At 74.4% G+C, this 11,892-nt stretch carries 14 protein-coding genes; 11 read left to right on the top strand and 3 right to left on the bottom strand.

The window, feature by feature from the left end; translation table 11 throughout:
• Positions 1-103: 103 nt before the first annotated feature.
• The 6 genes from ACZ4UB_RS39270 (at position 104) to ACZ4UB_RS39245 (ending at position 5,115) form a co-directional block, all read left to right on the top strand.
• Positions 104-1,069, top strand: coding sequence for a pirin family protein (locus tag ACZ4UB_RS39270; protein WP_468078053.1), 966 nt, complete (start codon positions 104-106; stop codon positions 1,067-1,069).
• 88 nt (positions 1,070-1,157) lie between these two features.
• Positions 1,158-2,018 carry a PP2C family protein-serine/threonine phosphatase gene (locus ACZ4UB_RS39265; protein WP_468078051.1) on the top strand — a complete coding sequence of 287 codons (861 nt, stop codon included), beginning with the start codon at positions 1,158-1,160 and terminating at the stop codon, positions 2,016-2,018.
• A gap of 67 nt (positions 2,019-2,085) precedes the next feature.
• Positions 2,086-3,108 carry an MASE1 domain-containing protein gene (locus tag ACZ4UB_RS39260; protein WP_468078049.1) on the top strand — a complete coding sequence of 341 codons (1,023 nt, stop codon included), beginning with the start codon at positions 2,086-2,088 and terminating at the stop codon, positions 3,106-3,108.
• A 136-nt stretch (positions 3,109-3,244) separates the two neighbouring features.
• Positions 3,245-4,435, top strand: coding sequence for a cytochrome P450 (locus ACZ4UB_RS39255; RefSeq protein ID WP_468078047.1), 1,191 nt, complete (start codon positions 3,245-3,247; stop codon positions 4,433-4,435).
• Positions 4,432-4,644, top strand: a complete 213-nt coding sequence (locus ACZ4UB_RS39250; RefSeq protein ID WP_468078045.1) for a ferredoxin — start codon at positions 4,432-4,434, stop codon at positions 4,642-4,644. Before ACZ4UB_RS39255 ends, ACZ4UB_RS39250 begins: the two co-directional genes overlap by 4 nt.
• 132 nt (positions 4,645-4,776) lie before the next feature.
• Positions 4,777-5,115 carry a thioredoxin family protein gene (locus ACZ4UB_RS39245; protein ID WP_468078041.1) on the top strand — a complete coding sequence of 113 codons (339 nt, stop codon included), beginning with the start codon at positions 4,777-4,779 and terminating at the stop codon, positions 5,113-5,115.
• A 14-nt stretch (positions 5,116-5,129) separates the two neighbouring features.
• Here the strand turns inward: ACZ4UB_RS39245 and ACZ4UB_RS39240 are convergent, their stop codons facing one another.
• Entirely contained in the window at positions 5,130-6,422 is a 1,293-nt protein-coding gene (locus ACZ4UB_RS39240; RefSeq protein WP_468078039.1) for an RNA polymerase sigma factor, read from the bottom strand.
• An 86-nt stretch (positions 6,423-6,508) separates the two neighbouring features.
• Positions 6,509-6,865 (bottom strand): YciI family protein, encoded by a 357-nt coding sequence (locus ACZ4UB_RS39235; RefSeq protein WP_468078037.1) that lies wholly within the window; start codon positions 6,863-6,865, stop codon positions 6,509-6,511.
• Positions 6,866-7,033: 168 nt separating this feature from the next.
• Between ACZ4UB_RS39235 and ACZ4UB_RS39230 the strand changes: the two genes are divergently transcribed.
• Complete coding sequence (locus tag ACZ4UB_RS39230; RefSeq protein ID WP_468078035.1) at positions 7,034-7,696, top strand: DUF2278 family protein; 663 nt, start codon at positions 7,034-7,036, stop codon at positions 7,694-7,696.
• A 75-nt stretch (positions 7,697-7,771) separates the two neighbouring features.
• Here the strand turns inward: ACZ4UB_RS39230 and ACZ4UB_RS39225 are convergent, their stop codons facing one another.
• Entirely contained in the window at positions 7,772-8,257 is a 486-nt protein-coding gene (locus ACZ4UB_RS39225; RefSeq protein WP_468078033.1) for a hypothetical protein, read from the bottom strand.
• 177 nt (positions 8,258-8,434) lie between these two features.
• Between ACZ4UB_RS39225 and ACZ4UB_RS39220 the strand changes: the two genes are divergently transcribed.
• The 4 genes from ACZ4UB_RS39220 (at position 8,435) to rraA (ending at position 11,772) form a co-directional block, all read left to right on the top strand.
• Positions 8,435-9,682, top strand: a complete 1,248-nt coding sequence (locus tag ACZ4UB_RS39220; protein WP_468078031.1) for a sensor histidine kinase — start codon at positions 8,435-8,437, stop codon at positions 9,680-9,682.
• Entirely contained in the window at positions 9,670-10,323 is a 654-nt protein-coding gene (locus ACZ4UB_RS39215; protein WP_468078029.1) for a response regulator, read from the top strand. Before ACZ4UB_RS39220 ends, ACZ4UB_RS39215 begins: the two co-directional genes overlap by 13 nt.
• Positions 10,320-11,150, top strand: coding sequence for a DUF4097 family beta strand repeat-containing protein (locus ACZ4UB_RS39210; protein ID WP_468078027.1), 831 nt, complete (start codon positions 10,320-10,322; stop codon positions 11,148-11,150). Before ACZ4UB_RS39215 ends, ACZ4UB_RS39210 begins: the two co-directional genes overlap by 4 nt.
• Positions 11,151-11,289: 139 nt before the next feature.
• Positions 11,290-11,772: a ribonuclease E activity regulator RraA gene (rraA, locus tag ACZ4UB_RS39205; protein ID WP_468078025.1), complete on the top strand. Its 483-nt coding sequence runs from the start codon at positions 11,290-11,292 to the stop codon at positions 11,770-11,772.
• The last annotated feature ends 120 nt before the right edge of the window (positions 11,773-11,892 follow it).

Below are 11,892 nucleotides of genomic sequence, written 5' to 3'. Positions count from 1 at the left end.
GCTGGACGGGGGTCTGCATCACCTGCCAGAGGCCCCTCCTCGACACGGCACACACAACCCCAAGATCAAGAACAACCTAACGAAGTCCTACTAGGTTGTGCCCATGAGCAATCTCGAACGCCAGCCCGCCCTGTCCGCCTGCGGCGGGCGCGGCTTCGTCGTCGCCGAACCGGTCCGTGAACTCCTCAGCCCCCGCCGGGTCACCCTCGGCGCGGGCACCGAAGTGCGCCGGCTGCTGCCGAACCTGGGCCGCCGCATGGTCGGCGCCTGGTGCTTCGTCGACCATTACGGCCCCGACGACATCGCCGACGAGCCCGGCATGCAGGTGGCCCCGCACCCCCACCAGGGGCTGCAGACGGTCAGTTGGCTGCACCAGGGCGAGGTCCTGCACCGAGACAGCGTCGGCAGCCTGCAGACCGTCGGGGTCCGCGAGCTGGGCCTGATGACCTCCGGCAGCGGCATCAGCCACTCCGAGGAGAGCCCCCGCCCGCACGCCCGCTTCCTGCACGGCGCCCAGCTGTGGGTGGCGCTCCCGGACGCGCACCGCCAGGTGGCCCCGCACTTCGAGCACCACGGCGAGCTGCCGCACGTCACCGCTCCGGGCCTGTCCGCCACGGTGATCATGGGCACGCTCGACACCGCGACCTCGCCCGGGACCACGTACAGCCCGCTCGTCGGCGCCGACATCACCCTGGCCGCCGGGTCCGGCGCCAGGCTGCCGCTGGAGCCGGACTTCGAGTACGCGGTCCTGTCGATGGCGGGCGAGGCGGTGGTGGACGGCGTTCCGGTGCTGCCCGGATCGATGCTCTACCTGGGCTGCGGGCGCACCGAGCTGCCGCTGCGGGCCTCCTCGGACGCGAGCCTGATGCTGCTGGGCGGCGAGCCGTTCGAGGAGGAGATCCTCATGTGGTGGAACTTCGTGGCCCGCACCAACGAGGAGATCCAGCAGGCCCGTTCGGAGTGGATGGGCGGCACCCGCTACGGCGAGGTCAAGGGGTACGACGGCGCGCCGATCCCGGCCCCCGAGCTCCCGCCGGTCCCCCTCAAGCCCCGGGGCCGCGTCCGCTGACCCGGGGGCGGCCCGGGGCTCCCGACGGGCGCCGAGGGCCGCCCCGAAATATGATGTGCGCGCCAGTCCGTCACACCTGGGAGCGTCCATGGCCCCGCCACGTGCTCCGCGGCCGACGAGCGCCGACGACCTGCTCAACAGGCTCGGACTGCTGACCGCGCAGGCCCGCGAGCGGGCGGAGTTCCAGCAGGCCCGGGTGGAGCTGGCGGAGGCCCTCCAGCGCCGGATGCTCCCGGCCGCACTGCCGAACGTGCCCGGGCTGCGGACCGCGGCGCGCTACGCGCCCGCCCGGCACGGCCTGGACATAGGCGGCGACTGGTACGACGGCTTCCCGCTGCCGGGCGGCGCCCTCGGCTTCTCCCTCGGTGACGTCCAGGGCCACGACGTCGAGGCGGCCGCCTTCATGGGCCAGGTGCGGATCGGGCTGCGTGCGGTGGCGGCCTCCGCGGCGGACCCGGGCGAGGTGCTGAGCCGGGCCAATGACCTGCTGCTGTCGGTGGACTGCGACCTCTTCGCGACCTGTAGCTTCCTGCGCTTCGACCCGGGGAGCTGGGCGCTGGAGAGCGCCCGCGCGGGCCACGTGCCGGCCGTCTGGGCGACCGTCGACGGGGAGTACGGCATATCCCTGGACGCCGGGGGCGTGCCCCTGGGGATGCTGGCGGGCGCCGTCTACCCGGTGACCCGGCGCAGGCTGACCAAGGCGGGGGCGTTCGTCCTGCTCACCGACGGGGTGGTCGAAGGGCCGACCTTCCCGATCGACGAGGGGTTGGACCGGGTCGCCCGCGTGGTCAGGGAGGGTGCGGGCGCCGAGCCGGGCGAGCTGGCCGCCGCGGTGATGGAGGTGGCGGACTCCACCGGGCACGCGGACGACGCCGCGGTGCTCGTCCTGTGCCACGACGCGACGGGCGGCCCGCCGCCGCAGGAGGCCCCCGCGGGCCCGGTCGGGTGAGCCCGGGGAGCTGCCGGGGCGCGTGTCACGTCCTGCCGGGACGCGGGGACGGTGTTCTGATGGTGCGGTGCGCAACGAGCGGTGGCGACGGTGGGGCGCTGCGGTCCCGCGGATCCTGGCCGTGGCCGTCGCCTACTACCTGACGGGGCGGATCGGCCTGCTGCAGCGGGTCGCGATCGACGGCGCGGTCGTCACGCCGCTGTTCCTGCCGACGGGCATCGCGCTGAGCTGCCTGCTGCGGCTGGGGCTGGGGGTCTGGCCGGGAATCGCCCTCGGCAGCTACCTCGTGATCGAGACGATCGACGGGTTCCAGCCCTCCGGCCTGGCGATCCTCGTGGGGAACACCCTCGCGCCGGTGTGCGCGGCCCTGCTGCTCCGCAAGGTGGGCTTCCGCCCCGCGCTGGACCGGCTGGGGGACGGCGTGGCCCTGGTCTTCCTCGGCGGCATGGTCCCGATGCTGATCAGCGCCACCGTGGGGTCCGTGGCGGTGCTGCTCAGCGGCAGCCTCCCGGGGAACGGGTTCTGGTCCTTCTGGGCGGCCTGGTGGGCCGGGGACGCCATGGGGGTGCTCGTCCTGACCCCGCTGCTGCTCGTCCTGCGGCGGCCGTACGGGCTGTCCCGGGACCCCCTGCGATGGGCGGAGGCGGCGGCGCTGGCGGTCGGTGTCGTGCTCGTCTCGCTCTTCGTCACCCGCAGCTCGATCGCCCTGCTCTTCCTCGTCTTCCCGCTGCTGATCTGGGCCGCGCTGCGGTTCCGGCTGCCGGGGGCCGCGCCGTGCGTGCTCCTGGTGTCCGTACTGGCGATCTCGGCGGCGAACGACCGGGTCGGGCCCTTCGCCGGCCAGTCGCTCCTGGCGGTCATGGTGAGCCTCCAGGCGCTCAACGGCTCCGTGGCGCTGACCGGGCTGCTGCTGTCGGCCATGGTCACCGAGCAGCAGAACGTCCGGGAGAAGATCGAGCAGGCGTGCCTGGACATGGCCGAGCTGGTGGAGCGCCTCGTACCGGGGCGGCCGGCCGAGGAGTGGCCGGCGCCGGACCGGGACGGGACGCGCGGATCCGGAACCGCGGCGGACCGATCGGCCGGGGACTGACCGGCCCGGGCCGGGTGTCCGCTCCGGTGGTGCGGCCGTGCGGGTGATTTGGCCGAACTTCACATAGCACCGATAGATGCCCCAGGCATCTAATGGAGGGGTCACGCGACCGATCGATCGCTTGTGAGGTCAATCCATGACGGAACCCGCCCTTGCCTTTCCCCAGGACCGCACCTGCCCCTACCACCCGCCGGCCGCCTACCAGCCGCTGCGCGAGGCGAGGCCCCTCTCCCGGGTCACCCTGTACGACGGCCGCTCCGTGTGGGTGGTCACCGGCCACGCCGAGGCGCGGGCCCTGTTGACCGATTCCCGGCTCTCCTCCAACCGCCAGAACGAGGCGTTCCCCAACCCCGCCGCCCGCCTGAAGGGCCTGCGCAACCGCCGGGTCGCCCTGCTCGGGATGGACGACCCCGAGCACAACGTCCAGCGCCGGATGCTGATCCCCAGCTTCACCCTCAAGCGGACGGCGGCCCTGCGGCCGCAGATCCGCGCGACCGCGGACCGGCTGATCGACGCCGTGATCGCGAACGGGCCGACCGCGGAACTCGTCGACGCCTTCGCCCTGCCCCTGCCGTCGATGGTGATCTGCGCCCTGCTCGGGGTGCCGTACGCCGACCACGAGTTCTTCGAGGCGCAGTCGCGCCGGCTGCTGCGCGGGAAGGACGCCGTCGAGGTCGACGACGCCCGCGAGGAGCTCAACGGCTACCTGGGCGAACTGATCGACCGCAAGCGCGCCGAACCGGGCGACGGGCTGCTCGACGAGCTGATCGCCGAGCGCCTGCTCACCGGCGAGGTGGACCGTACGGAGATCGTCGACCTGGCCACGATCCTCCTGGTCGCCGGCCACGAGACGACCGCGAACATGATCTCGCTCGGCACCTTCACCCTGCTCCGCCATCCCGAGCAGTTGGCCGAGCTGAGGGCCGAGCCGGAGCTGATGCCCGCGGCCGTGGAGGAACTGCTGCGGTTCCTCTCGATCGCGGACGGCATGCTCCGGGTCGCCACCGTCGACGTCGACGTCGCGGGGGTGACCATCCGCAAGGACGAGGGGGTGGTCTTCTCCACCTCGGTCATCAACCGCGACGAGTCGGCCTACCCGGGGCCGGACGCCCTGGACTGGCACCGGTCCGCCCGTCACCACGTCGCCTTCGGCTTCGGCATCCACCAGTGCCTCGGGCAGAACCTGGCCCGGGCCGAGGTGGAGATCGCCCTCCAGGTCCTCTTCGAACGCCTGCCGGGACTGCGCCTCGCCGTGCCCGCCGAGCAGATCCCCTTCAAACCGGCCAACACCGTCCAGGGGATGCTCGAACTCCCCGTGACCTGGTGAGCCGCGCCGTGGCCCACCGCATCGACATCGACAAGGACGTCTGCATCGGCGCCGGACAGTGCGCCCTGACCGCACCGGGCGTCTTCACGCAGGACGACGACGGGCTCAGCGAACTGCTGCCCGGAAAGGAGGACGGCGCCGGCAGCGCGCTGGTCCGCGAAGCGGCCCGGGCCTGCCCGGTGGGAGCCATCGCCGTACGGCTCGTCTGAGGGCGCACGCCCCGGCCCCCCGGTGCCGCGCGCCACCCGGCGGCGCGCGGCACCGGGGGGCCGGTTGGCGGCGGCGGGGCCCGTCCTCGCATGATGGTGCTGCCGCACCGATCACCACCCCCAGGAGCCCCGATGGCGAGCCCGGTCCACCAGCCGCTGGAGAACGCGGAGTTCGACTTCATCCTCGGGCACGCCCCCGGGCCGGTCCTCGCCTACTTCACCGGTACCTGGCCCAAGGTCGCCGCCGTGTGCAAGGAGGCCGACGCCCTGGTGCGGGAGGCGGCCGCCGCCCACGCCGGGCGGCTGACCGCCGTCAAGGCCGACATGACCCGCTGCCCGGGACCGACCGCCCGCTACGGGGTCACCAGCGCGCCCTGGTTCGTGCTCGTGACCTCGGGCGAAGTGGTGGCCACCCGGCAGGGGCCGCTGGACCGGGCCGAACTCGCGGAGTTCCTGAACACGGCTCTCTGACCCGGGCGCCCGCGTCAGCCCCGGCCCGGCGCGCCGGTGGGGCCCGCCGGATCCGGCCCGGCCTCCGGCGCCCCGACCGCGTCGGCCCGGAGCAGCAGCAGGGTCCGCTCCCGCGCGTTGCGGGTCAGCCGCGCGGCGCGGGCGAACTCCGCCCGGGCCTCGGCGCTCCGGCCGAGCCGGGCCAGCAGTTCGCCCCGGACGCTGGGCAGCAGGTGGTAGGCCTTCAGCACGGGTGCCCCCGCCACGGCGTCCACCACGGCCAGGCCGGCCTCGGGCCCCTCGGCCATCGAGACGGCGACCGCCCTGTTCAGCTCGACCACGGGCGAGGGCGCGAGCGCCGCGAGCCGCCCGTACAGCGCGGCGATCGCCGTCCAGTCGGTCTCCTCGTAGCTACGGGCCCGGGCGTGGCAGGCCGCGATGGCGGCCTGGAGGGCGTACGGCCCGGGCGGGCCGCCCAGGTCGCCCGCCGTCGCCAGCGCCGCGAATCCGCGCCGGATCAGCAGCCGGTCCCAGCGGGCGCGCCGCTGGTCGGCGAGGAGGACCGGCCGGCCCCCGGGGTCGGTCCGGGCCGCCGTCCGCGAGGCCTGGATCTCCAGCAGCGCCGCCAGCGCGTGCGCCTCGGCCTCCGCGGGCATCAGCGCGGCCAGCTGCCGGGCGAGCCGCAGGGCGTCCTCGCAGAGCGCCGGGCGGATCAGATCGTCGCCGACGGTGGCCGAGTAGCCCTCGTTGAAGATCAGGTAGATGACCTCCAGCACCCCCGCGAGCCGCTGGGTGCGCTCGGGCCCGTACGGCACCTCGAAGGGCACCCGCGCCTTCGCCAAGGACCGCTTCGCCCGCACGATGCGCTGGGCGACCGTCGCTTCCGGTGCGAGGAACGCCCGGGCGATCTCGTCCGTGGTCAGCCCGCCCAGCAGCCGCAGGGTGAGCGCGATCCGGGCGTCCGGGGGGAGCACCGGGTGGCAGGCGGTGAAGATCAGCCGGAGCACGTCGTCGTCGATGTCGTCCGGGCCGACCGGTTCGGGATCGTACGCCGCCTCGTCCAGGTCCCGGCCCAGCTCCGCGAGCTTGCGGGCGTAGGTCTCGCGCCGGCGCACCAGGTCGACCGCCCGGCGGCGGGCGGTGGTCGTCAGCCAGGCCGCCGGATGGTCCGGCACCCCCGTGCGCGGCCACTGCTCCAGGGCTTCGACGAGGGCGTCCTGGGCGATCTCCTCGGCGAGCCCGACGTCCCGGACGATCCGCGCGGCCGAAGCGATGATCCGCGCGGACTCGATCCGGAAGACGGTCTCCACCGTGCTGTCTGTCCTCACGGCCACCCATCAGAGCACCCCACCGCCCGGCCCGGCAACGAGGCCGGGCCGGGCGGTGGATTGGTGCGGCGGTGCGGGCGGGCGGCTCAGCCCTCGGCGACCTCGCGGACCTCACAGGTGATCGTCCAGTAGTCCTCGTGGACGGCGAGGAACCGCTTGGTCCACTCGACCGCCTCCGCCAGGTCCTTGCACTGGAGCATCGCGTAGCCGCCGACGACCTCCTTGGCCTCGGTGAACGGGCCGTCCACGACCGAGGTCCGGCCGCCGTCCCAGGTCACCCGGGCCCCCTGCGCGGTGGGGGTGAGACCGGCGGTGTCCAGCAGCACCCCGGCCTTGGTCATCTCCTCGATCAGCAGCCCCATCCGCTCCATCAGCGCGTCGCTGGGGCCCTCGGCCGGGGCGTTGGCCTCGTCGAGGCGGATCATCGAAAGGTAGCGGGGCATGGCGTGCTCCTCGTGCTGTTCCGTACGGGGGCCGTACGGGAGGTGGTACGGAGGCGGGGTTCCTTCCCCGCCCCTCACTCATACGTCGAACGGTGGGCGCCGGGATCGACACACGCCGGAGAATTCTTTTCCTCGGGTTCTCCCGGCGGGCGGTGGTTGACTGGGGGCATGCCGCTCGACGAGTACGGAGTCCTGTCCGGAACCCTCCACCGACACTTCCGCGACGATCCCGACGACCAGGGCCGCTGGTTCCACGTGCACCTGGAGGTCGACACCCCGGCGGGCCGCTACGCCTGCGCGATCGACGTGGACAGCAAGCACTCCAGCACCGGCGTGCAGTGGAAGGTCCTCACCCTCTACCCCTCGGTGCTCGAACCGGTGGACCCCTCGGCCACGGGCTTCCACGACCTGTCCCGCGCCTGCGGGTCGGGCGCGCTGGACTACCTCAGGCACCCGGCGCTCGCGGACCGGGCGGGCCGCCTCTTCGGCCGCCGCCCGCCGGGCCTGCTCCAGGGGCTGATCGACCGGGTGAGCCCGCCGCGGCCGTGGATCTCCGGCAGCTACCTGGAGGCCTCGCAGGCACTGGAGCCGCTGCTCGTGCCCGGACGGCAGGTGCTCGTCTTCGGCGAGCCCTTCGACGAGGGGCTCGGCGTGCACAACGTCCACCAGAACCAGGGCGACCCCCGCGACAGCCAGTGGTGGTACGACAACGGCACCTGGCAGGACGGCGCCACCCTCGTCCGCCGCCCCGACGGCCGGTACGACGCCTTCCTGTCCCGGTTCTCCACGCAGGCGGACGCGACCGACCAGGACGGCCACCCGCTCCCCTAGGTCCTGTCGTCAAAGTGCCGTCGTCGCCCGAAGGGCGGCCCCGTCGCGAGGCAGACGGCACTTTGACGACAGGGCCTAGGCCGACGCCGTCTCGGCGGGCGCGGAGGTGGGTCGCGGGGGACGGAGCGCGAGCGAGGTGCACAGGGCGGCCAGGGGGAGTTCCGCGCAGAGGGCGAGGGCCACGGCCGTCAGCCGCGCGCCGCCCGCCGCCGCCGTCGTGACGTCGAACCAGGCGTCCAGCACCAGTGCGGCCGCCGTCGCCGCGGCCAGCGCCCCGGCCCGCGGATCGTCCCGCTTGACGAGCAGTCCCGTACCGGCCAGTCCGGCGGCCAGCATGACGTCCAGACCGATCCACGCGGTGGACCAGTGCGAGACCTCGACGGTGTGCGGCAGGGTGGTGGCCAGCACGGCGATCCACGGCACCAGCGCCATCCCGGCGGCCGTCAGCACCGTGGCCGCCCGAGGGGCGCGCAGAGCGCCCGGCCCGCCGGAGGCGGGGGCGGCCGGCCGCCCGGTCACCCGGACACGGCGGGTCCGCAGCTGCGGTGCGACGAGCGTCATGGCGGCACAACTCCTCCCGGCCCGGCGGTCCTTCCCCCGAGCACGGTGACAACTCTGCTGTTCGGCGGGCTCGCGGTCAGTAGTGGAGCGGTCCGCAACGGGGGTGGCACTGGCTACACCGCCGAGCGGGCACCAGGGTGGTGGAGGGCCCCCGACCAGTGCGATTACCGTATGCACATGGCACCTTCCGGCGCGCTGCGGCGTACGTACACCTGGATCGCCGGGCACACGCCGTGGTCGGCCTGGGCCCGGCGCAACACCGTCTTCACGGTCGCCGCGGTCCCGCCGGCGCTGCCCGCGACGGCGGCGCTCACCGCCTTCTTCGTGACCCCGGGCCGCGCACCGACCGGGCTGCTGATCCTGCTGGCCCTCCAGCCCCTGCTCACCCGGCTCCAACGCAGCCGCCTGTGGTCCCTGTTGGCCGTCGAGGTGCCCGAGCTCCACCGCGAGGCGCCCTGGTGGTCGCCGCGCGGCTGGCTGGAGCGGCTGCGGGCCGAATCGACCTGGCGGCAGTACGGCTACCACCTCCTGGTCAGCCCGCTCGCCGGTCTCGGCGGGGCGCTGGTCGTGCTGGGCTGGGCGGGCGGGCTCGCGGGGGCCAGCGTGTTCGCCTGGTCGTGGACGCGCCCCGTCGACGAACGGGCGGCGGGCTGGACCGGCGACGACGTCCTGCTCACCGTGGCCGGTGCGCTGCTGGTGCTGCTCATGCCCTGGTTGGCCGCGGGCCTCGCCCGCCTGGACACCGCTCTGGCGCGCACGCTCCTGGGACCCAACCGCGCCCGGGAGTTGGAGCGCCGGGTCGAGGACCTCGCCGAGAGCCGGGCCGGGGTCCTGGACGCGGCCGACCTCGAACGCCGCCGCATCGAGCGGGACCTGCACGACGGAGCCCAGCAGCGACTGGTCGCCCTCGCCATGAACCTCGGCATCGCCCGGGCCACCCTCCCCGACCTGCCGCCCGAGGCGAAGGCCGTCATCGACGAGGCCCGCCGCGAGGCGAAGGAAGCCATCGAGGAACTCAGCAACCTGGTGCGCGGCCTGCACCCGGCCGTCCTGGAGGACCGCGGCCTCGACGCGGCCCTCTCGGGCATCGCCACCCGCGCACCGCTGCCCGTCGAGCTGACGGTGGACCTCGCCGAGCGGCCGGGTCCCACCATCGAGGCCGTCGCCTACTTCGTCGTCTCCGAAGCGCTCGCCAATGTCGCCAAGCACGCCCGGGCACAGCGCTGCCAGGTGGTCGCCCGGCGACGCGGGGACCTGCTGCGCATCACCGTCACCGACGACGGGGTGGGCGGCGCCGACCCAGCGGGCGGCACCGGGCTGGTGGGCCTGCGCAAACGCGTAGGGTCCGTCGACGGGACCATCGTGATCAACAGCCCCCTCGGGGGCCCGACCGCCGTGATTGTGGAGTTGCCGTGCGCGCTGTGATCGCCGAAGACTCGGTGCTGCTGCGAATAGGGTTGGTCAAAGTCCTCGAAATGGCCGGCTTCGAGGTGGCCGCCGAGACGGAGGACGCCGAGGGTCTGCTCGCCGCCGTCGAGGAGCACGCCCCGGACCTCGCCCTGGTCGACGTCCGGATGCCGCCCGGATTCACCGACGAGGGCGTCCGGGCCGCCCTGATGATCCGCCGTCAGTGGCCGGGGACCTCTGTGCTGCTGCTCTCGCAGTACGTCGAGGAGCGCTACGCGGCCGATCTGCTGGCCAGCCATACCGGCGGCATCGGCTACCTCCTCAAACAACGGGTCGCCGACGTCGAGGAGTTCATCGACGCCCTCAAGCGGGTCGCCGCCGGCGGCACCGCGCTCGACCCGCAGGTCGTGGCCCAGCTGCTGCTGCGCCGCGGCGGCGGGCTCGACCCGCTGGACCGGCTGACCCCGCGCGAGCGCGAGGTGCTCGCGCTGATGGCCGAGGGGCGCTCCAACGCGGGCATCGCCGCCGAACTGGTCATCAGCGAGAGCGCGGTGGCCAAGCACATCAACAACATCCTGGCCAAGCTCGACCTGCCGCAGGCCGACGGCGACCACCGCCGGGTCCTCGCCGTGCTCCGCTTCCTGGACGGATCCTCGTGAGTCCGGTGCGTGGCGAGGTCGGGGGCGACGGGGGAGCGCTCCCGCGCCCCCGGCACCGGACCGCGTGGACCGTGGCCGCGGCCCTGAGCGCCGTGCTCGTCGTGGCCCCGGGGGCCTGGAAGCTCTGGAACCAGCAGGCCGGCGAGAGCGGGGTGCTGCGCGGCGGCAGCGGCGAACGGGCGGTCACCGCACTGGAGATCGACGCCGGAGCGGCGTCCGTGACCGTCAGCCCCCGCGCCGACCGACAGGTGGCCTACCGCGCCGACGTCCTCTGGTCCTTCGGCCGGCCCGAGATCGAGGAGAGCTGGCTCGGCGGCACGCTGCGGCTGAAGCCGCGCTGTCCGGGCGGGGACGACCTGCCCCGCGCGGGCCCGGGCTGCAGGGTCGACCTGGGCGTGAGCGTCCCCGCGGACCTCCCGGTCAGGGTGACCGGCGATTCCGGCAAGGTCGACATCAGCGGCCTCGGCGGCGCCGTCGACGTCGAGATCGGCTCGGGCCCCCTGCGGCTCACGGCGCTGCGCGGCCCGCTGCGGGCCGTCGTCCACTCGGGCTCCCTGGAGGCCAGTGCGCTGACCTCCCCGGAAGCCGACATCCGGGCCGGCACGGGCTCCGCCGTCGCCCGCTTCCTCACCCCGCCGGGCCGGCTCACCGCGCGGGCCGACTCCGGGGCGGTCCAGGTCACCGTGCCCATCGGCACCCGCTTCCAGGTCGCGAGCAGCGTGGGCAGCGGGAGCCTGGAGGTGGCCCGGGAGATGCCGGATCCGGCCGCGCCCGGCCATCTGGACCTCTCGGTGGAGTCGGGGCGGGCGCGGGCGCGTTACCCGTAAGGACGGTCGTCGGCCCGCGCCGGCCCCCGTGGGCGCCCCCGGCCCGCACGGCCTACCCTGACCGGCGGGAACGTCGGACCGCGGAGCGGGCCGGCGCCCGGCCCGCCCGAGCGCACCACCGAGGAGCAGTGAACCGCCCATGACCGTCACGCCCGTCCCCACCGCCGACCTCTACGACGAGCACGGCGAGGAGCTGGAGATCTGCGGCACCCCCTTCCAGCAGTACGGCGGGCGCCGCGCCTTCGCCGGGCCGGTGCGGACCCTCTCCTGCCACGAGGACAACGCCCTGCTGCGCACGCTCGTGAACGGCCCCGGCGACGGCGCCGTCCTCGTCGTCGACGGCGCGGCGTCGCTGCGCACCGCCCTGGTCGGCGACCTGATCGCCGGCGCGGCCGCGCGCAACGGCTGGGCCGGGCTGGTGATCCGGGGTGCGATCCGCGACAGCGTGGCCCTCGGCGGACTCGACCTCGGCGTCAAGGCCCTGGGCACGATCCCGCGCAAGAGCGGCAAGACCGGCGCCGGCACCGTGGACGAGCCCCTCACCTTCGGCGACGCCACCTTCCGCCCCGGCGACACCGTCCACTGCGACGACGACGGCGTGGTCGTGGTGCGCGCCGGCTAGGCCCTGTCGTCGAAGTGCCGTCTGTCTCGCGACGCCTGGCACGCACTCTCGCCGCACCGGGCGAAAGCCAAGTACGTCCAGTACGCGGGCTTCCGCCCGGCACGGCGAGAGCACGCACCA

Source organism: Streptomyces sp. NPDC028419 (genome assembly GCF_055565515.1).
Note: the sequence above shows the minus strand (reverse complement) of the source record. Positions and strands in the feature narration are given on the sequence as shown.